Consider the following 19272-nt stretch of genomic DNA (forward strand, 5'->3'; position numbering starts at 1 on the left):
ACCTTCCATCTCGAACTTGATTATTTTTACTCTTTTTATGAGAAAATAACACCTCGTAAATGTTGATTTATCAAGGTTTTCACGTTTCGACACACCGAATCAAAATGCCACCCACAATATTTTTGTGGGTGTTTTGTGGGCGACAAAAAAGGCGGAGCGATCCGCCTTCTTTTTTATGCACAACAGAAGCCTACTCAAAGTTAGTAGGCTTCTGCTTATTATTTCAAATTATCAATAGCGTATTGCGCTTCCTCCTTGGTGAATTTTTCGCCATGTTCAGAGATTAACTGTTCATAGATTGCCGAATTAGACATGTTCATTTCTTTTGCATAAGTTTGTGCTTTTTTCAATGCATTCTCTTTCCAGTTCCACTCAAGATTGTCGATCGCATATTGAGCCGCTTCTTTCGGGAATGCTTCGCCGTACTCCGAAACTAACTGATCGTATATCGCTGCTTTTGACATGTGCATCGTTTCAGCATATATTTTTGCCTTCTCTAATGCCGCTTTATATTCTCGCGGGACATTATTTTCTTTAGAAGATGTTGTTGCTATTGATGTTTCTTGATCCTCTTTTTTAACTTCAGTCTTGACCTCTTTTTTTGGCTCTGTACTGGCCGGTTTAGTGCTGTCTTCCCCTCCACCGGACGCGATCGCTCCAATGATGACGACAGCCAGCACCCACACCCACCAGCGTTTGTAGAAAGGTTTCTTTAATTTTTCGCTCATATCTGTATCCCCCTTATGTATTTTTTCATTCCCAAAAATATCATATTTCCTATACAAAATCTGTCGAAACATGTCGCAATAAACAAAAAAAAATCCCCTGCCGAGTGACAGCGGATAGAATTCTAAACTAAAGCCTCATCCTTGATCTCATCCTCAATAATTCTAATTACTCTCGGCAATGACTTATAGATCATCCATCCAGGAATTCTTATAACTTTCCATCCTTTTGAACGCAAGAACTTATCCTTCCTTTTATCACGTTCTTTAGCTTCTTTACTGGAATGAAATTGGTGACCATCACATTCAATAGCAATTTTATTTTGGGGCAATGCTATATCGATCCTATACTTTCCCATTGGATATTGTGTAACTATATAATGCCCACGTGAGGTTAACGCATCGTATAAACGTCGTTCAATAGGAGATTCCGTTTTCAATCTCTCACCGTCTATTGCTACTTCATTATTATTATCCTTCGATCTTGTTAGAAAAAAAACAAATGATAATACTGTTCCAATTATAAGAATGCCTGCACCAATTAAATCGCCCATTTTATACCACTCCTCTTGGAAATAGTATTGACGATTTAATGGAAACTAATCACAGAGGGTAAATAAAAAACCTTCTATCCTATTAGGAAAGAAGGATGGACTTTGGCTATGAAGCTGTATCGCTGCTTGCTAAAGCTGCGCTTACGCTACAGCATATGCGGGCAAAGTGGAAAATAGAACCTTTTTATCTAAAATTTTTAATTTTTTATTACTCAGAATAAAAAATTAAATATATAATTAATTTTGTATTTTAAAATTACAGAATATAGGTGAAAGAGAATGGATTGGAAAAAAAGACCAACAATTCTAAATTATTGGCCTGACAATATAGATTTTATAATGGGTATGGATGAAAATGGAACTGCTGATTTGAAAAGCATCAGAAAAATTATTGATAAGAACCAAACAGTTCCCCAACCAAGCAAAATTTTTACTCTTACAGGTGTTGTTACGAACCTAGAAGAATATGAGCGACTTAAGAACTTAATGAATGACATTAAATTTACTTATTGGAAAGAAGGATTATATCCATATAAGGATGCAGAAAAAAGAGTTGTTTTTCATTCAAAGGAAATTAGAAAAAAAGAAAGTCCTTTCGATAAAATTGATTACAAATCGTTTATAACAGATTTAAGTAGGATGATAGAAAGAGCACCAGGAAAGATAATATCTGCCAGCATAAATAAAGAAGAACACTATAAAAAATATGTAAATCCTTATCACCCCTACCATTTAACTGTTGATTTTATTCTTGAACGATATTGTCACAGGTTAAATGAGTTAAACAAGGATGGTATTATTTTATTGGAGGCAAGAGGAAAAAAAGAGGATAAATTTGTTTTAAAGCATATTGTGGAAGTTATCGAGAACGGGACTATTAAAAAGCCAGCTAGTCATTTCAGACATTTAAAGGGAGCTTATTTTAATCCCAAATGGTCTGATATTGATAATGGTAAAAAATCTTTTGTAATTTTAGAGTATGCAGATCTTGTCTCATATCCTATTTACAAATATTTTGTTTATAATACTAAAGATTTAGCTTTTGAAGTGGTGGAACGTAAACTGTTTAAATACCCGAATTATATTGGGTGGGGCCTAAAAAAATTCCTTATATAAAAAAATAAACCGCCACAGAGAATTCTGGGCGGACGACCGGGCTAACCCCGATCCCTCATCTATATTATATCCAAAACTAATAGTTTTGTATACATTAACTAAGAACTTTTATTAGAAGTCCCCTCTAGCCTTATCTTGGCCAGAGGGGATTCGTTTTATATTGAGCTATTATTCTTACCATCATCGAGATAATCCAGCATCTCAACGTACAATACATCAATCTGTTTAACTAACCAATCAACACTCACAAACAATCTGATCCATGCAGGCAACAAAGGATAAAACTTTTCAACAATCATTCTCTCAGCAGCAAGTCTTTTTTCTTTGCTGCTTGCTTTTTTTGCTGCCCAGGTTGAGAGTTTTTTCTCAACTCCGAGCATGATTAAAGCTATCTTACCTTTTGCATATTTCCGAATGATAAATCGCAATAAAAAAAGCACTGCTGTGAGTGCCAACGTAATAACGTAATATGTGACTGTGCTATTCATTATCATATTATCCTCTCCTCACTTCAATTAGTTTTTGTCTTGTTTTTGGACCGTAAATACCATCCTTAACGAGACCATACTTATTTTGAAAACTGATAAGCGCTGCCTTTGTTTTAGGTCCAAAGATTCCATCTGCAGCACCGCAATTAAATCCAAGAGAATTCAATGCAATCTGAACTTTGGCCACATTGTCACCTCGACTTCCGAGGCTTAAAACGATATTTGGTAAATCCACGTATGAATTTAAAGCTTTCATTGTATTAGGGCCCACTATACCATCAATTAGAATCCCTGAAGCTTTTTGTAGCGCTCGAACAGCTAATTCTGTTTTAAGGCCGAACACACCATCAACAGTTCCGCAATTAAATCCAAGAGAGTTCAACTTGTTCTGCAATTTCTTCACATCTTCACCACGACTTCCTCGCTTCAAAATTTGTACTGTTTCCTTAGCAGGAACTGAAATAGGTTTAGATTGAAACGTCTTTACTTCTTTCATGAATGTGTCTTTATCAATCCCAGTACCAGGACAGCTTTTCCATGGAGCATTTTCTCGATGAAAACGAATGTACTTGCCCTTATCTACAAAGAAACGAGCTAGCTTAAGAATCGATTCTTTTTGTTCGCCAGTCAGAATGTCGTGCCCAGAATCAAAGTCCCCTAACATCTCAACAGCAAAAGCTCCACGGTTATGTCCATAGATTGAAGCAGGCGTTTCATTGAATGGTCTGCCAGTTACAAACATTCCATCCGGAAGCAAAGTAACGTGTTGGCCAATATCGCTCCATTTTTTCTTAGTCATGTGATAATTCCTCATGCCCTGCTGTAATGTTAATCCATTGTGGCCGTTCCAATCTTTATGACTTGGTGCAAAAGTGTGATGTATATGCAGCTCAACATGATCGTACTTCTTAATTTCTTCTATCAATTGATCAACTGTAATAATTCTATCCAAGTCGATTCCTCCTCTACATTTTTATGATAAGATTTAATACACCTGCTATGACGGCAGCTAAAGTGAGACGGTTGAGCCAGGTTAATGTATTCTTGATCTCTTTAACATCCTGTGCCACTGTATCCATCCTTTGTTCAGTCATAGCTTGCCTCACTTCCAATTGCCTCACCCGTTCATCTAAGCTTTCGTAGTTGTCTCCCATGCCATCACCCGCTTTCCATATAATAAAAACACCTATTTTTTAGGTGTTTTATCTTGCTCAATTATTGGATTCTGAAAAATTCTTATAATCTCATTCATAGCTTCAATTTCCTTAAATCCAGTTACTGGCACTCGATTTAGAAATACCATGATATTGTTAACCTGATTTTCGTTAAACTCAAATTTTGGCATATTATTCTCACTCCTTCCACATCTTATTTTTCTTATCCCATTTTGGCTTTTTTAAATGTTTTGGAGGTTTTTCTTTGATATGTTTATTTTCATCAAACTGATCATCATGGATAATGGAGTTAATCAAGAAGTTTCCTTTATCATCAATCTCAGCTACTTCAATTCGTTTTTTTTCATTATGCCATTTTATCATGATGAAACCCTCCGTTACTCATTAATAGCGTCAAGGTCATAATAGTATTTTCCTTCTTCTCCAACTCGTGTACCTATAACGAAGATATCTACAACCTTATCAACGTCAGTACTTTTTATGACGAAATAGTCAGGCGCTTGTTCTACTATTTCAACTCCGTTTTTGTTAAAGAAAAGAGAGTATCCATTGATAGTTTTATAGAAAATCGAATCAAGATAAACTTTTGTTCCTGCCGTTGACACATTGATTCCTTGCATGAGATCACTGATCAACGTTCGCGGACTGTCGATAGGTGACATACCGTAATTTTTACCATCGACTACTATTGACCCTCCAGACTTAGTTCCATCAGACCTAAATGTATGCTTTGCAACACCACCAATGTAGAACACGACTTGAGTGCCATCTTGATAGATATAGTTTGATGCATCACGTCTCCAACGAGCATTACCAGCACTATAATCTATCGAAGCAGACCCAAAATAAACGACAGAGTTATAAGCATTCAGCCTGACGCTGCCGACATCAGCGGCAAGATATATATCGCTATTTGATGAACTACCTGCACCAACCCATCCTTGTCTTGTAGTCCCATCGCTTTCGTAAAATGAAAAATAAGCGATATTTGTAGCACCTGTAGAATTGCCTTTTATACCAGAAGAATATGGCATAAACGTTTTTACTTGATTATAAATTACTCCTGTATTGTAATAACCTAAATATAAAGAACCGCCAGCTGCATTAAGCGTAATATTGCCGTTTGCATGGTCTTTTAAGATCGGACCGTTGTTATATTTGCTTGTAATTTGGTGATTAGCATTAAGATAATAATCTCCGTCTGCTTGAACGTCTTTAGTAAATATAGTTAAATCAGACCATATTTTTATTTGGTTGTGATTTTGTAAAGTAATGTTGCTTAAATCTCCAGTGTTTATACCGAACTCTACTTTTTGTTCTCCAAAATTAAAGGTTGACATAAACATTTCACCATAAGTTCCATCTGCGCCTATATTTGTTTGTTGCACAGAGAAACCTGTCCAACCTCTAGTGGCTATATTAGGATTAGACAGATATAAAGAAGATGAAAATAGTGAGCCTGAAAATGTACCTGTAACCGAATCAAGTGTTATTGATTTTAACGTCCCTGTAGTAATATTTGATGCGTTTAAGTTAACAACATTTACTTTTGAAGCATCGAGTGTCCCTGTTGTGATCTGACCACCGTCAATAATTGTTGTATTAGTAAAACCTGTATTAATCCCAACTGGAGTGCCATCTACAATTAAAGTAGAAATTTCGGCATATGGTGCATCAGAAGCAGTACTGGTAAAAATTTCTACACCCTTTCCTTTACCAATTCCAGGAATACCGATTAATATATAAGGTAATCTGTAATTTGTTGCGAGATAACTGTCTTTAACGTTACCTCCGCCACATCGTTCAATAGCTGTTTCTAAAGCTGAATTAAATCTTATTGCATCATAACTTGTTAGGATGACTATCTTATCATTACCTAAAGCATTTAGTGCATTTGCTAAATTATCCCTTGCTGCAGCGTCACCATATACATCATAGTTTGTTGACGAAACATGTGAATGATCACTTCTATTTAAAATTGTAAGTGTTAAGCCTCGACCAGTACCATTGACTAAATACACCTCGTCAACCTTAACAACTCTATTAGCATTTCTATTTAAACCAGTACCACGAACATATAAAGACGATGTTTTAGTAGTCCCTATTTTTAATTTGTCTGCTGTAATAGAACCAGCAGCTATTCTATTAGCGTCCAATGTTCCAGTCGTAATTTTTGAAGCGTCTAATGAAGCTATTTTAGCGTTAGTTATTGCTGCGTCTTTAATATTTGCTGTATCAATCGTAGCAGAAGCGATATTAGCACCTGTAATCGTCGCATTAGCAATTTTTGCACCAGTGATTGTTGCGTCAGCAATCTTTGCTGCGTCTACTGCAAGATTGGCAATTTTAGCGTTAGTTATCTGTCCATCACCAATTTTTGCACTAGTAATAGCACCATCTGCTATGACTGCACTACCTGCTGTAATAGCATTAGCTGCAAGTTCATTAGCAGTAACTGCCCCCGCTGCAATTTCACGTGATGTTATTGCATCAGCGACAAGTTTATCCCCTGTAATAGTATTGGCTGCTATATGGGTGTTTGTTACTGCACCATCAGCAATTTTATTTCCATCTACTGCGTCATTAGCGATTTTTGAATTTGTTATAGCACCATCAGAAATTTGTTCATCAACATGTGGAACAAATTCTGTAGCAAGGCTACCTTTTTGAAACATTATATTAGTTGCCCAGACTTCTGCTGTTGTGTTTGCACCAGTCCAAATTCTTATATCAAATCTATTTATAGTTTTTGCAATATTTGTTGAACCAGTTTTATATAATTTATAGTATCCATTACCCAAATCAATTTTATTTACAGCAGTCCAAGTATAATCACTATAACTCGAGTCAGTATACCACACGACAAAACCAAAACCATTGATTTTTGTTATATCTGATGCTTTAACAATGCCCGACATTGTATAGGTTCCGTGGTTTTTTAAATCTGTAATGTATTGAGTAATTTGAATTTGTCCGTCAGTTACCGATTTATGAACCATTTTACCAAAAATGGCGTCATCGACTATATCTGAGTATCCAGACCAGTTAGTTCCACCGTTTACAAAATTACCGTTTCTTACATAGTTTTTAGGTTGAATAGTTAAAGCACCAGTTGTAATATTATCAGCTTTTAAATTGACAATATTAACTGTATTAGCATCAATCGTTCCCGCTGTTATTTTATTAGCGGTTAGAGATACTATTTTAGCATCAGTAATACTACCATCCGCAATTTGTGCCGTTTGTACTGCACCTGTTCCTATTAGGGCAGTTGTAATAGCACCAGTTTGAATCTTGGCAGTTGATATTGAAGCGTCTGCAATTTTGGCGTTATCAATAGCTGCATTAGCTATTTTTGCGTTAGTAATACTACCATCGACTATTTTGGCAGTAGTTATAGAGGCATCAGCTATTTTTGCACTGTCAATAGCCGCATTCGCAATTTTTGCGTTTGTAATCGCAGCGTCTTTTATATTCGCAGTATCAACTGCAGCAGTTGCAATCTTTGCATTATTAATAGCTGCATCTGTTATGTGTGCGGTCGTGATTTGCGCGTTACCGATTTTCGCTGATGTGATTGCAGCATCTTGAATGTCAGTAGTGCCGATACTAACATTTTTGATTTTTGCGTAATCAACACTGTCGATTTTCGAACCTACTACTTGACCGTCAGTTGTTGTGATTGAATCAACTGTTTCAGATGTCTCAATCAAGTTGACTTGTAGATCATCAAGAGACAGTACTCTATTCGCAATCTCGATTTGATTTTTTTCTGGTTCATCAAGATATTCAATTGTTTTTACAATACGCTGTTTATCTTTGATTCCTTTTGTCTCATCAATAAGCGTAATAGTATCGCCAAGGTCATAATCAAGAATCGAATATTTGTCAGATATACTAGCTAAGTCAAAAACATCCGCTTTGTATGCTCGTCTTGGCTTACTTAACTCATTGAGGCGAAGTATTGCATCTTCTTTTAAGCTCTCAGGATTCGTGTAACGATTATCTTCCCAGTACGCTGTTATAACTTTTGAACTATATTGATAGTTTTCAATATAGTTCAAACCACCATTCACAGATTCGATCGTTAGCCCATCTTTGCCGATTGGGATCAGACGCGTACAAAAGTCGTAAGAATTTCTCTGCACTTCAAGTTTTTTCAAGTTGAGCTTGTCGATGAAATAAACGCCTCTGTCTGCTCCTCTTGATTGATAAATATATACTTTTTTATTGATCGCGTCGAAACTCATTTCGCATGAATATGCTTTTTGAATCTCTAGCAGTATATCGTAGCTATTTGAATATTGCTTACGAACTGTTCTAAGCTTTGTAACGTCACAGCTTCCGATTGTCCACCCAGTTCCAGCTAGTGCTAGATTCACTGCATCTGTTGCTGACTGTTCTACTGTCTCAAAATGCTCAACAACTGTTCCTTTTAAATCTTCGACATTAATTTTTGCAACAAATTCTGTCCAATCTTCTCCTTCGTTAACCTCTTTTATGACATATTCGTTATTCTCAGTACGTACATAAGTTTCTTCTTTAATTAACGTATATCTTGAATCACTTTGAGGATATGAAAAAGAGAGAACCTCGTCACCATCAAGAGTCCTCTCTAATTTCACATCCTTTGCATTTGGCAGTGGTGCTATTTTATTATGATTTACATCATACAGCACAAGCAATTATAACCACCTCGGCTTATATTTGACATATACAACGCAGTTGGCATCAGAAACAGTAATCGTATTACTTCCTGGCACAAGAAAGGGAAAATCTCCTTCTGTGTCGCCATATTTATTCGCAGTGCCTTCAAGCACCGTAAAATCTTCACTGTTGATAATGACTTTCGTATTTGCAGTAAGATTTTTCACTTTCATACCTGCAACTGTGATTTCTGCCATGTCGATTGTTGGAGTTATCTCAACTATTGCTGGTGTTCTTAAATTACCACTCACATTTAAAGTCTTACTCGTAACATGATCGAGAGTTTCAACTACTTCTGGTTTATATGCGTAGCCACTCTTTAGTTCAATGTCTAAAGTATAAATACCTTTTGTAGCTCTTTTATGCGTTTTATTCACGATCAAACAATCGTAGTAAAAGTTCAAATCATCGAATTTTATTGTGCATTTTTCAAATTGTTTTACTAGATTGCTGATATCATTCAAAGCACTTTCATCATCAGTATCTTTTATAAACAGTTCTAAATTAATTTGCTTATATTTTTCTTGTTTACACAAGTACAAAGGATTCAAGGCATTTCTCAGCCAGTCATCATAGACCACTACTTCTGCTGTTTGTATATCTTTTTTGAGTAGTTTTGCTTTGAAATTGCTGATATCTATACTATTGACAAGCATTAGCCTTTCCTCCTTTGTACAAGCTGTGCGGCTTTGCTCATAAAATAGTCAATATCTTTTTCGTTAGCAAAAGTGTAATTGCCTTGGAAAATGATTTGTGTTGTTCCATTTCCGCCTACTTTTTTTATCGCTTTTGCCAATATATCTTCAAGCTTTTTGATCGGTATAACTGCCTCTGGCCCCGCTTCACCTACACCGATTATAGAAGGCCTATCAAATATACCACCTGTTGCGTACCATCTCACGTCAACATCAGGGATCGGTATTTTTATTCCAGCTATTTCTTTTGTGTTTACTTTGAAGCTGAAATGAGGTAATGGTATATGAAGATTTTTGAAAGGTGAAAGTATGGCATCTTTGATCTTCGTAAATATTTCTCCTGCCTTTTTCTTTAACCCTTCCCAAGCGTCAGTTATTTTTGTTTTCATGTTAGAAAATGTTGTTATAAGATTATTCTTTATTTCAACAGCCTTCGCCTTGATGGTATCCCAGTTCTTATACAGCAGAACACCAACCGCAATTAAACCTATTATTGCTGCACTTGCAACTCCAAAGGGACTTGTCAATAGAGCAATTATCCTGCCTGCAGTTGAAAATACTTTTATAATTGAGCTAACTGCTGTAATAAGTTTGCCAATAAAAACAAGCAAAGGCCCTATTGCTGCAACTACAAGACCTATTTTAACTATCAATTGCTGCTTTTCTTTGCTTAAACTTGCAAACTTATCAATGAGCGGCTTAATTGTTGCTATAACTTTTTGCAAAATAGGAATCAATATTTGTCCTAATTGTATCCCTATTTGTACAACTTGTTGCTTCATAATACGTAATTGATTAGTAGGACTATCTATTGTTCTTGCTAAGTCACCCTGTGCTTTTGATGTTTGATCCATGATAAGCCCATATCTTGCCATTACCTTTTGTTGTTCCGTAAGCTCCTGCCCTTGTTTTGCTATTCCGTGTGTATATGCGTATGTTTTTACTGTATTATCATTGACAAGTATTCCAAGTGCTTTGAGCGGCTCTGTCTCACCTGATATGCCTGCTTTAAGCTTCTCGAATGCTTCTTCTGGTTTTAAGTTGTAGAAAGATGCCATATCGTATGCTAGTTGAGTTAATCCTTTTGACATGTCAAATGCAGCTTTTTCAGTTAGCCCCATAGACGTTAACATTGCATTGTAAGTTGCTACATTTTTTCTAACTTCAAACGCATTCAATCCAAGTGACTTTGATACATCTTCAGACCATTGTCTTGCAGCTCCAGCCATTTTCCCCATACTAACTTCAAATAGATTTTCACTCTCTACCGCATCCATTGCCATTTTTGTTGCTGCTGTAGCAACTCCCATGATTGGCGAAGTAACATACAAAGATAGAGATTCCCCTACTTTTGACATTTTTTCTCCGATACTTTTCATCTTCTCTCCTGCTTCTTTTGCCTTCTCGGAGAGTTTATACCAAGCTGAGCTTTGTTTATCTATTTCTGTTGTAGTTTGTTTGAGCTCATTCTCCATTTTTGCAAGTTCAGCTTGAGCTTTGTTGAGTTTGATTGCTAAGTCCTGAGTTGCTTTTGCGTCTGCGCCTTTTGTTTCTACGCTTTTCTGATAGGCTGCTTCTAATGCTGCTACCTTTTGCTTTTGTAGTTCGACTTGTTTTGAAAGTGCATCAGCTTTCAATTTTAGTGTGTCTGTGCTGTTTCCAAACTGACCTAATTTTGCTGTTGCCGCTTGAAACTCGCTTTGTACAAGCTTCATTTGCCTATTGAGATTAGAAATTCCATTTTGAAAGCCTGTACTATCCAAGTTTACCACGACGTTCAGTTTGCCTATTTCTTCGTTTGCCATATTCTCACCTACCTTTATAAAAAGGCTATTTGGTCAGCAAATACTTCCTGCTCTTCTTCCTGTGTTTCAATACCTTTTACCTGTTTATGAACATCATAGAGTGCCATGAGCTTTCTAGGTGTGCATTTCCAAAACTCTTCTTCTGACATTCTCAAAATATTTGTACCTAAATAATAAAGCCATGCCCAATCCCAACTTTTGTTTTGAGAATGAGCAGGCTCTATGCGTTTTTTTCTTCATCCCCCTTTGGCATTGCTTCTGAAATAGCTTTTGAAATTATTCCTACAACTTCATTGATATTTGACATATCTATCATGCTTCCAACATCTTCAACAGTTAGAGACTTATCTTCATGTATCAATCCAGCCCAAAGCATTGCTCGTATAGCCTTTATTGAACCTTTTTGCATTGCATCCATTGCAGTTTGAAAATCACCATATAATTCCTCTAATTCTGCAAAAGCGTTCAAGTCAAATTTCAAGTGTCTTTCCTTATCTAATATAATTGGTATTAACTTAGCTTTTATATCATTAACTCCCATATTCCCACCCTTTCTGGACAAATTTGTTCCCGCTTAAGATCGTTTTTAAGCCATTATTTTTATGTCAGTAATACTTTTATACCTTTAAATAAAATAGGGGCTTAAAGCGACCCCTAATCAAACTGTTGTACCTGCATTGATTTTTGTTGCAGTAAACCAATCTGTAGAAGTAAATCCTGTCTCATCCTCATCTCCAACAAGTTTCCACTTGCCATCGTATGCCCTGCACACAAATGTTCCTTTTAGCTTTGCGGTTTGAAAACTTGCTTTATCTTCTTTTGTTTTACTTTCATCGTCAGGTATTTCAAATCTTCCTTTCAATAGCCAATAGTATCTATATTTACCATTGCTCTTTAAAGCCCTAAATCCTATTGCCACATAGGGCGCTTCGTCAGTATTTTTTGCTTCAAGCACTCCATTTGCAACTGTGTGCCCCAGTAATTCTGCTTGCACCGACAATGGTAAATCTGCAAGCTCAAGTTCAACCGTAATTTCACCTAAAACTGACGCAGTATCAAAAGCTCCGTCATCTGCATATAGTGTTTGAGAATCTGTCTTTGCACTTATTTTTGAACTAATTGCTCCTGCTATCAATGTAGGTGCTTCATATGTTACGCCTGTTGTATCATCCTTGGTTAACTTTGCATAATACAAATCTTTCATACCGATTTTAGATGCCATGTTTTATTCCTCCTTAAAATAGTAAAATCTTAAAACCTTATGATAAATCTTAGTATCATTCTCGTATAAATCATATGCACTCAAAAAAGAAAAACCGGCCTGGTTCATAGCTGATTTTACTTGTTCAACTAAACTCGTGTAGTTCGATTTGCTCCAAACATCCACCTGCACATAATATGCTGTGCCTTGCTGAATATCATCGCTGTAAAGCTCGCCTGTTTCTAAGTAACAAAAAAACGTAATGTATGTTTGCTCTGTTCCTTCGTACGTTTGAAAGCTAACAGGGATGTTTAAACTACTCAATGCACTTATAACAAGCTGGTTTATACTCATTGTAATCCCAGCCCTTCTTTAAGCTTCTGCTTGATTATATTTTGCACTTCATCTTTATTTCTCTCATACGCTCGACTCATAAATGGATTAGGTCTTATATGAATTGTGCCAAACTCGATAAATTTAGCCCTCCAATTCGTATCTTTGTTAGGCCCTACCTCGACATATTTCTGTCCCTGCTTGGTCTTGACGTTTGACACCTCTATACTATCCCATAACTCTCCTGTCCTCACCGGTGCTTCTTTCTTCATCTCTTCAGCAAGATATGCTCCTGCTTCCCGCAATGCCGCGTTCTCTATCCTGCTTCCTTTTTGTCCTAAAGCTTCTACCGCCTTAATTAGCTCATCCATGCCTTCAAACTTAACATCAACCGGCATTTATAGCCACCGCCTTTATTTCCATGTACTCGTTGCGATATTTGATATTGTCTATTGCTGTTATTTCGTACACTTGGCCACGAAACACTATCCGCATTGTCTGGTCCACGTCTGGCCGGTAGCGTATCGTAAACTTCACTGTCTTTTCAGCTTGAATAGCTGCAGCTTCCCAATATTCACGTCCATAGAGGTTCTCAACCGCTGCCCAAACTGTTGCGACGTCTTGCCATTGCTGCGTTGTAAAGCCGTCTGCGTCTGTAATTGTTGCCTGCTTTTGCAATGTTATTCTGTGTCGTAAATCGCCAATACCGTTAATCATACCGTATCACCACTTAGTGCTAATTGCGTAAGTATCATCGTTACAATGTCCCTTATTTTCTCACTTGCTTTATCTGTTGTAAGTTCTCGTTTTTCGTATAAGTCGCCAACCAGCAAAAGAACCACAGTTTTAGCAATAGGGTTTGTACTATCAAACGTTTTACCTGTTGCATCCTGAATAAATTTTTCGGCTGCAGCAGTTAGAGTTAGGATATATCCGTCATCATCATTTGTATCAACTCTCAAGTGTTGTTTAGCTTCTTCTAAAGCTACTATCATCTCATCACCACCTTAATAAGAGAGCGGGGAATTATCCCCACTCATCTATTAAACAGCAGATTCGGTAATCTTTGTGAATGCATCAGTTAATGCAATGTCACAGTCAAAGATAGCAGTTCCTCTGAAGTCAATAGCGTTTGCAAGGAAGCCTGATTGAACGCTTGATTCAACTGTAACATCTTGTGCTAAGTTTCCTACAACTTTTCTGAAGTCGCCGAAATACATTGTCTTGTCTGCTACTTTATCAGATACCAAAACGGGGAAGCCCATTATTCTAAATTGAATGCCGTTTGCAAAGTCTTTAACTAAGATAGGTTGCTTCATATCGTCTTTAATCTTAGCCAAGTAGCCATAAAGGAACTTGCTGTTGCAAAGGAATTTTGCATTTGCGTGGTATCTTCTTGGAAGTATTGCTATCATGTCCATTATGTTGTCAAATGTTGGCAACCCGCCCTTGGTAAACTCAATCAAGTTGGACCCTGCGGTCCAAGTAGCAGCATATTCAACACCTTTAGGTTTAGATACACCATTTCCATTGATTATGTCATTCTCTATTACAACCGCTAAATCTTCAGCAAGCATATTAACAAGCCAGTTCTCAAAAGCATTAATGGACATTGTAGCAACAGACTTGCTGATTCTAATTACTTTCATGTATTCATAACCTGCTAACTCTACATAAGCAAGACTGTCAGCTGCAGGATTAACAGCAGTATTCTCTACATGCAATGTAGCTGCATCTCTAACATTTTCAACAGCAAATCTTACGTTGCCCGCTACTCTTAAAAGTGTAATTTCATTTAACATTGGAGCAACCGCTACCATCTTTTCAAAAAGCATGTTTGCTGTTTGAGTTGGTATAACTGCCCCTGCGCTATCTGCTGCGGTTGTGTATGCTCTTTCCTCGATTTCAGTCAGCGGCTTGCCTAACAACCTCTTGAAAAATGCACTTCTGTATTCTTCAGTTTCTAAAATATTCTCTTTCGCAAAACTCATCTTTCTTTCCTCCTTCTCGATGATTTTCACATCTTCTTTCCCTGCTGCAATATTTGCAGCTATACTCATCCTTTTTTCAATATCTTTCTTTTCTGTTTCTAAATTTCTTAACTCGGTTTCTAATTCATCTAAATTAATTTCCTTATTGTTTTCATCTTCAAGTAATTTCCTGATTTCAAGTTTTCTTTGTTCTATTTCCTGTAATCTCTTTTCAAAATTCATAATAAATTCCCTCCTCATTTTTTTAGAATGTATATGTTTTTAAATACAACCTTTTACGCTTTTCAGTACTCTCCAGTACCTTCCAAGAACTCTCCAGTTCTTGAAATGTTCTTGCGTAAATGCTGGTTGTATCATAGGCTGGCATATCAACTGCTGAAACATCAAACAGCTTTTCAATGTCCAGGATAGTCCGGGTTCTGGTTTCCCGGTCATACTTGTCACTCCTAACAGTAAAAGCAAATGACATTTTGTCTACATCCCCACGTTTAATTAATTCGTATAAGTCTCTTCCTGCTGTTGTATTTGCAAGTTCTGCTACTACCTTTAACCCTTGTTCGTCTCTAATTAATTGCAAAGTCTTATTCCTTGTTCTTGCCATAATCATTACATTGTCGCTGTGATTATACTTAAATGGCACATCTGACATATCAGTATTATCAAGTGCATGCGGATCAATTATTTCTCTATATTCAACACCATCTAAAGTAAATACAGCAGGCTCATTAAATCTGATTGCATATCCTTCCACTATCATTCTGTTTTCTTCATTCTGTGCTGCTCGTATCTCTATTAATCTCGTCTCCCTCTGCCTTTTTTCCAACGTCATCACCTCCTAATTGATATTGGTCTTGTATTTGTGCATTAACAAAGTTAAGTGATACAAGACGTTTATCTCCATCTTCGACTGGTGCAAGATTGAGTATCTCTCTTGCTTCATTGATTGTTAATATTCCAAGCGGCATCATTGTATTTATTAGTTGAACTTTAGTCTTTGTACTTGCATATTGTAGCCTGTTTGCTTCAAAGATTATTTCATTGCCAAAGCCCTGTTCCCTTTCGGTAAATAGCTTTGAAGTAAATTCAAGGCTCATTTGCACGGCCAAAGGCTCTATAGTACTCTCGTAAAATGCGTTCCATTCATCCTCGGTGTATTTGCTTTGAATGATGTTTTCATTTACCCCGAAATAGTCGTATACCGTTTGTTTGATATGGTTCATCGTGTCTTTGTCGATTATCTTCGGGTCGTTTTTCAGCTCGATATAATCCGCTTTAGCATCTAATGCCGCAACCCCACCGTTGTTGGTAATATCCATGTATTCGGTAACAAAGCGGTCGCGTTCTTTCTTAATATCTTCGGGCTTTAACATTGCCTGACTAAACTTTAAAAGCCCTCGCAGATTTGCCGAGGACTTAATTGCGTTGATTATCCCTTGGTTTGTTGTATTTATAAGCTCCAGCGTCGGCAGTAAGGCGGTGTCGTTTGTTTCTCCGTAGAAGTCATTTTTGTAAAAGTGCCGCCGCAGATGAATTAAACTGGTATACGGCAAAATTACCCTATCGCCGCCTAAAAAGGTAAATCTAACAAAGATTTCTCCCCGGGCTTCTAATAGTTCAATCGTTGATGCGTTTAACGGATAAAATCCCCGGACATTACCAGTCGGGTCCGCATCAATAAAAATAAAGCTGTTATTCTTCAAGTAAAGCTGTGTAATTACTTTGTAGTAAAAAGTAAATGCGTCCATGTAAGGATTAGGCCTTGTCTGTAATAACCGCTGAATTTGGCTGTCCTGCGGGATTATGTCACCGTTAACCCGCCTAATATGCTTTGGCTTTAATTTAGCAGCGTTTCGGGCTATGGTATCCACCGCCGCTCTTACCAGGTCGCTGTCGTATGCTTCATCCCCGAATGGTGAAAACGTTGGAATATATGAACTCAATAGCTTTAAGTAAGTTGTATTTGTCGGCTCCTTATTGTTCTTGCCGAATATCATTTGAAAAAGGCTGCGCTTTTGCAAATTAGTTCCACCACCTTTTAAATTAAGGCTTTATAATCATTTAACCTTTGTTGCAGTATCACATAAGCAATTAGCAACGATACCATCCCGTCTATTCGTTGCCTTTGATGCTGGCCTTTAACCGGCCTTATGTTCCCGTTCTCGTCTATCTTTGCCGATGTATTCGTTAAACACCATTTGAGTATGCTGTTATTGTTATAGTTAATCAGCTTTGCCTTTAAATCTGCTTCAAGTTCTTTCATGGGCTGGGATAAAGTTTTATATCCTTGCCTTACCTCTATCATCTCAAAGCCTGCTTCTTGCATCTCTTGCACCCAGTACTGGCTATTCCAAGGGTCATAACCTATCCACAAAGGACGTATGCCATATTCTCTAAACATTCCCATAAACCACTCCGTTACCGCATGATAATCAACCTTGTTGCCTGCTGTTGTTGTTAACAATCCTCTATCTCTCCACTTGTCGTAAGGGATTTTATCTTCAATACTTCTTTTCTCCACTAAATCCTCAGGTAAGAAATACTGTTGTAACACATATTTCTTTTCGCTGCCTTGCTTCATAAAAATAAGCGTTGCACATGTCAAGTCTGTTGTGCTTGACAAGTCAACGCCTCCTATTGCATAACTATCTCTAAATTCTTCTATGTTAAATATTTCTTGATTGTTAATCTCATCAAATGTAAGCCACATTCCTGCGACTGTGTCTCGAATGTTAAAATCCTTTGTTAGAACTCCTGGAATGTCTTTAGGATTAGCTTTTGCTCTCTCAACTTTTTCAGCTAAATCCTCAAACTTTTTAATCGTCCCAAGTCCAGGATTAGCTTTTTGCCACATGCGCCAATCGGTCCATTCATCCCTGCTGTCCAATTCATACAATACAGGCAAGAACCTATCGTCTTCAATTACACCGTCCACAACTTTACATGCGTAATCATACATATCGTCATAAATGCATTCCCTAACTGTTCCTGCTGTTGTAATCATCACTAAAAGTGGTTGCCGTCTGGCCGACATTGATTGCTTCATTACCTCGTAAAGGTTGCGGTCTTTTATTGCATGAAGTTCATCGATAATAACGCAATGGCTATTCAAACCGTCCAAGCTGTTTGAATCGCTCGCTAAAGGTTCAAACTTTGAAAATGTCAGCGGCATGTATAAATCTGTCTTGCGCTTCTTTAAGTGTTTAGACAATGCTGGGGATTGTCGGACCATGTTCACTGCTTCCGTAAAAACTATCCGCGCTTGGTCCTTTTTTGTGGCTACAGAATAAACCTCAGCCCCACCTTCACCATCAGCCATAAGCATGTATAAAGCTATTCCCGCAAGCAGGGTAGATTTCCCGTTTTTCCTTGCTACCAAAAACAATGTTTCTTTAAAACGCCTTAACCCAGTTTCTTTATGCACAAATCCAAAGAGAGCAGATATATAGGCCTTTTGAAATAGTTGCAATTTAACAGGTTGCCCTATCCATTCACCTTTAGATTGCTTGCAGAAGTTCTCTATAAAGTCAACAGGACGATTGGCTTTCTCTTTGTCAAAGACCCAATCGCCCCGCGGATTTTTTATTTCATCTACCAGTTTGGCATAAATTTTTCTGACCTTATCGGAAACTACAACGTTGCCACTCTCAATTTCCTCCCAGTACTTCAGTATCCAGTTCATGCATCATCACTTCGCTTTTTTGATGAAGGCAAGTAACTCATCTTCTGTTTGTTTTGTTTGTTCCTCTTTCGGCAATAAGTCAATGAGTTGTTTTATAACACTTGAATAATTTTTTATCATGGCATTATAAACCTTACTGGCTGGATGTTCTCGGAGTAAACGCTGTTTGCCCTGTTCAAATAGTTCAACTGCTCCCTCGTTGTTCATTATGTTTTGCAGCTCCATAAGTGTTGCATACATGAATGCAGCTTGTTGCTTTAGCCCTTCTATCATTTGTTGCTTTTCTTTTGGTATATTTTTAAAAAACTTATTAAGTTTCTGCATTTCTTTCTTAATCAATTTTTCTTTGTCTATTTTGTCCAATTTTTCTCACCTCGCATTAACCCCCGTCGTGTAAAAACTCATTCTGGGGTTTTCGAAGGGCTGCCCCACCGGTCCCCGCTGGCCGTTCCTATTTCAAAGGTGGGGGGGATTGAATTAAGTTTCCTTCATCGTCGAACATTAATCCATCACTAACCGGTAACTTTGCACTATGTTCTTTGTTATGGCAATCTATACAAAGCAACTCTAAGTTATTAAAGCTTAATGTTATTGCAGGATTATTTATATTGCTTGGGTTTAAATATACTTTATGGTGCACAATATCAGCTGGTCTCCCGCACCTTTCACATATCCCATATTTGCTAATATAGTAAGCATTTCTCGTTTCTTCCCAAGCCTTGCTTTTATAAAATTTTTTTGCCCATTCTTTCATCCAGCTTCCACCCATCCAACTTTATACACCGCATGAACGGACAAACATA

At 37.2% G+C, this 19272-nt stretch carries 24 protein-coding genes; 1 reads left to right on the plus strand and 23 read right to left on the minus strand.

Annotation, left to right across the window (positions count from 1 at the left end; all coding sequences use genetic code 11):
* Positions 1–218: 218 nt before the first annotated feature.
* Positions 219–728 carry an Ltp family lipoprotein gene (locus ACMW72_RS10960; protein WP_418368879.1) on the minus strand — a complete coding sequence of 170 codons (510 nt, stop codon included), beginning with the start codon at positions 726–728 and terminating at the stop codon, positions 219–221.
* A gap of 122 nt (positions 729–850) precedes the next feature.
* Positions 851–1279: an endonuclease domain-containing protein gene (locus ACMW72_RS10965; RefSeq protein WP_418368880.1), complete on the minus strand. Its 429-nt coding sequence runs from the start codon at positions 1277–1279 to the stop codon at positions 851–853.
* A gap of 279 nt (positions 1280–1558) precedes the next feature.
* Here ACMW72_RS10965 and ACMW72_RS10970 point away from each other — a divergent pair, with 279 nt between their 5' ends.
* Positions 1559–2395: a DUF3800 domain-containing protein gene (locus ACMW72_RS10970; protein ID WP_418368881.1), complete on the plus strand. Its 837-nt coding sequence runs from the start codon at positions 1559–1561 to the stop codon at positions 2393–2395.
* A gap of 155 nt (positions 2396–2550) precedes the next feature.
* On the opposite strand, the gene ACMW72_RS10975 is transcribed toward ACMW72_RS10970, so the two are convergent.
* From ACMW72_RS10975 to ACMW72_RS11075, 21 genes are all read right to left on the minus strand, one after another.
* A complete protein-coding gene (locus tag ACMW72_RS10975) occupies positions 2551–2883 on the minus strand; it encodes a hypothetical protein (protein WP_418368882.1) in 333 nt (110 codons plus the stop codon).
* Between the two features lie 7 nt (positions 2884–2890).
* Positions 2891–3835: an N-acetylmuramoyl-L-alanine amidase gene (locus tag ACMW72_RS10980; protein WP_418368883.1), complete on the minus strand. Its 945-nt coding sequence runs from the start codon at positions 3833–3835 to the stop codon at positions 2891–2893.
* Between the two features lie 13 nt (positions 3836–3848).
* Positions 3849–4037: a hemolysin XhlA family protein gene (locus tag ACMW72_RS10985; RefSeq protein ID WP_418368884.1), complete on the minus strand. Its 189-nt coding sequence runs from the start codon at positions 4035–4037 to the stop codon at positions 3849–3851.
* Between the two features lie 32 nt (positions 4038–4069).
* Positions 4070–4228 (minus strand): hypothetical protein, encoded by a 159-nt coding sequence (locus tag ACMW72_RS10990; RefSeq protein WP_418368885.1) that lies wholly within the window; start codon positions 4226–4228, stop codon positions 4070–4072.
* Between the two features lie 7 nt (positions 4229–4235).
* On the minus strand, positions 4236–4421 hold the full coding sequence (locus ACMW72_RS10995; protein WP_418368886.1) for a hypothetical protein: 186 nt from the start codon (positions 4419–4421) through the stop codon (positions 4236–4238).
* 14 nt (positions 4422–4435) lie between these two features.
* Positions 4436–8737: a phage tail spike protein gene (locus ACMW72_RS11000; protein ID WP_418368920.1), complete on the minus strand. Its 4302-nt coding sequence runs from the start codon at positions 8735–8737 to the stop codon at positions 4436–4438.
* 6 nt (positions 8738–8743) lie between these two features.
* On the minus strand, positions 8744–9421 hold the full coding sequence (locus ACMW72_RS11005; protein ID WP_418368887.1) for a phage distal tail protein: 678 nt from the start codon (positions 9419–9421) through the stop codon (positions 8744–8746).
* Complete coding sequence (locus ACMW72_RS11010; protein WP_418368888.1) at positions 9421–11265, minus strand: phage tail tape measure protein; 1845 nt, start codon at positions 11263–11265, stop codon at positions 9421–9423. Before ACMW72_RS11010 ends, ACMW72_RS11005 begins: the two co-directional genes overlap by 1 nt.
* Positions 11266–11279: 14 nt before the next feature.
* The gene (locus ACMW72_RS11015; RefSeq protein ID WP_418368921.1) at positions 11280–11489 is read right to left on the minus strand and encodes a phage tail assembly chaperone; all 210 of its coding nucleotides are present in this window, start codon (positions 11487–11489) and stop codon (positions 11280–11282) included.
* Positions 11486–11806 (minus strand): hypothetical protein, encoded by a 321-nt coding sequence (locus ACMW72_RS11020; RefSeq protein ID WP_418368889.1) that lies wholly within the window; start codon positions 11804–11806, stop codon positions 11486–11488. The genes ACMW72_RS11015 and ACMW72_RS11020 overlap by 4 nt, the downstream gene beginning before the upstream one ends.
* 117 nt (positions 11807–11923) lie before the next feature.
* A complete protein-coding gene (locus tag ACMW72_RS11025; protein WP_418368890.1) occupies positions 11924–12487 on the minus strand; it encodes a major tail protein in 564 nt (187 codons plus the stop codon).
* Positions 12488–12490: 3 nt separating this feature from the next.
* The gene (gp17, locus tag ACMW72_RS11030) at positions 12491–12820 is read right to left on the minus strand and encodes a tail completion protein gp17 (RefSeq protein WP_418368891.1); all 330 of its coding nucleotides are present in this window, start codon (positions 12818–12820) and stop codon (positions 12491–12493) included.
* The gene (locus ACMW72_RS11035) at positions 12817–13197 is read right to left on the minus strand and encodes an HK97-gp10 family putative phage morphogenesis protein (protein WP_418368892.1); all 381 of its coding nucleotides are present in this window, start codon (positions 13195–13197) and stop codon (positions 12817–12819) included. Before ACMW72_RS11035 ends, gp17 begins: the two co-directional genes overlap by 4 nt.
* On the minus strand, positions 13187–13516 hold the full coding sequence (locus ACMW72_RS11040; protein WP_418368893.1) for a phage head closure protein: 330 nt from the start codon (positions 13514–13516) through the stop codon (positions 13187–13189). Before ACMW72_RS11040 ends, ACMW72_RS11035 begins: the two co-directional genes overlap by 11 nt.
* The gene (locus ACMW72_RS11045; RefSeq protein ID WP_418368894.1) at positions 13513–13794 is read right to left on the minus strand and encodes a head-tail connector protein; all 282 of its coding nucleotides are present in this window, start codon (positions 13792–13794) and stop codon (positions 13513–13515) included. The genes ACMW72_RS11040 and ACMW72_RS11045 overlap by 4 nt, the downstream gene beginning before the upstream one ends.
* 48 nt (positions 13795–13842) lie before the next feature.
* Positions 13843–15012, minus strand: coding sequence for a phage major capsid protein (locus ACMW72_RS11050; protein ID WP_418368895.1), 1170 nt, complete (start codon positions 15010–15012; stop codon positions 13843–13845).
* 22 nt (positions 15013–15034) lie between these two features.
* Positions 15035–15619 carry an HK97 family phage prohead protease gene (locus ACMW72_RS11055; protein WP_418368896.1) on the minus strand — a complete coding sequence of 195 codons (585 nt, stop codon included), beginning with the start codon at positions 15617–15619 and terminating at the stop codon, positions 15035–15037.
* Positions 15558–16808 (minus strand): phage portal protein, encoded by a 1251-nt coding sequence (locus ACMW72_RS11060; protein ID WP_418368897.1) that lies wholly within the window; start codon positions 16806–16808, stop codon positions 15558–15560. Before ACMW72_RS11060 ends, ACMW72_RS11055 begins: the two co-directional genes overlap by 62 nt.
* A gap of 17 nt (positions 16809–16825) precedes the next feature.
* Positions 16826–18469, minus strand: coding sequence for a terminase large subunit (locus ACMW72_RS11065; protein ID WP_418368898.1), 1644 nt, complete (start codon positions 18467–18469; stop codon positions 16826–16828).
* 6 nt (positions 18470–18475) lie between these two features.
* Entirely contained in the window at positions 18476–18832 is a 357-nt protein-coding gene (locus ACMW72_RS11070; protein WP_418368899.1) for a hypothetical protein, read from the minus strand.
* Positions 18833–18920: 88 nt separating this feature from the next.
* Positions 18921–19223, minus strand: a complete 303-nt coding sequence (locus ACMW72_RS11075; RefSeq protein ID WP_418368900.1) for an HNH endonuclease — start codon at positions 19221–19223, stop codon at positions 18921–18923.
* Positions 19224–19272 lie beyond the last annotated feature (49 nt).

Origin of the sequence: Tepidibacillus sp. LV47 (genome assembly GCF_048381575.1) — a bacterium.
Lineage (GTDB): Bacteria > Bacillota > Bacilli > Tepidibacillales > Tepidibacillaceae > Tepidibacillus.

Bases quoted from the DNA above. Each gene is read 5' to 3' on its own strand.
- ACMW72_RS10960 (WP_418368879.1), bottom strand. From the start codon at position 728: ATGAGCGAAAAATTAAAGAAACCTTTCTACAAACGCTGGTGGGTGTGG.
- ACMW72_RS10965 (WP_418368880.1), bottom strand. From the start codon at position 1,279: ATGGGCGATTTAATTGGTGCAGGCATTCTTATAATTGGAACAGTATTA.
- ACMW72_RS10970 (WP_418368881.1), top strand. From the start codon at position 1,559: ATGGATTGGAAAAAAAGACCAACAATTCTAAATTATTGGCCTGACAAT.
- ACMW72_RS10975 (WP_418368882.1), bottom strand. From the start codon at position 2,883: ATGAATAGCACAGTCACATATTACGTTATTACGTTGGCACTCACAGCA.
- ACMW72_RS10985 (WP_418368884.1), bottom strand. From the start codon at position 4,037: ATGGGAGACAACTACGAAAGCTTAGATGAACGGGTGAGGCAATTGGAA.
- ACMW72_RS10990 (WP_418368885.1), bottom strand. From the start codon at position 4,228: ATGCCAAAATTTGAGTTTAACGAAAATCAGGTTAACAATATCATGGTA.
- ACMW72_RS10995 (WP_418368886.1), bottom strand. From the start codon at position 4,421: ATGATAAAATGGCATAATGAAAAAAAACGAATTGAAGTAGCTGAGATT.
- ACMW72_RS11005 (WP_418368887.1), bottom strand. From the start codon at position 9,421: ATGCTTGTCAATAGTATAGATATCAGCAATTTCAAAGCAAAACTACTC.
- ACMW72_RS11010 (WP_418368888.1), bottom strand. From the start codon at position 11,265: ATGGCAAACGAAGAAATAGGCAAACTGAACGTCGTGGTAAACTTGGAT.
- ACMW72_RS11020 (WP_418368889.1), bottom strand. From the start codon at position 11,806: ATGGGAGTTAATGATATAAAAGCTAAGTTAATACCAATTATATTAGAT.
- ACMW72_RS11025 (WP_418368890.1), bottom strand. From the start codon at position 12,487: ATGGCATCTAAAATCGGTATGAAAGATTTGTATTATGCAAAGTTAACC.
- gp17 (WP_418368891.1), bottom strand. From the start codon at position 12,820: ATGAGTATAAACCAGCTTGTTATAAGTGCATTGAGTAGTTTAAACATC.
- ACMW72_RS11035 (WP_418368892.1), bottom strand. From the start codon at position 13,197: ATGCCGGTTGATGTTAAGTTTGAAGGCATGGATGAGCTAATTAAGGCG.
- ACMW72_RS11040 (WP_418368893.1), bottom strand. From the start codon at position 13,516: ATGATTAACGGTATTGGCGATTTACGACACAGAATAACATTGCAAAAG.
- ACMW72_RS11045 (WP_418368894.1), bottom strand. From the start codon at position 13,794: ATGATAGTAGCTTTAGAAGAAGCTAAACAACACTTGAGAGTTGATACA.
- ACMW72_RS11050 (WP_418368895.1), bottom strand. From the start codon at position 15,012: ATGAATTTTGAAAAGAGATTACAGGAAATAGAACAAAGAAAACTTGAA.
- ACMW72_RS11055 (WP_418368896.1), bottom strand. From the start codon at position 15,619: ATGACGTTGGAAAAAAGGCAGAGGGAGACGAGATTAATAGAGATACGA.
- ACMW72_RS11065 (WP_418368898.1), bottom strand. From the start codon at position 18,469: ATGAACTGGATACTGAAGTACTGGGAGGAAATTGAGAGTGGCAACGTT.
- ACMW72_RS11075 (WP_418368900.1), bottom strand. From the start codon at position 19,223: ATGAAAGAATGGGCAAAAAAATTTTATAAAAGCAAGGCTTGGGAAGAA.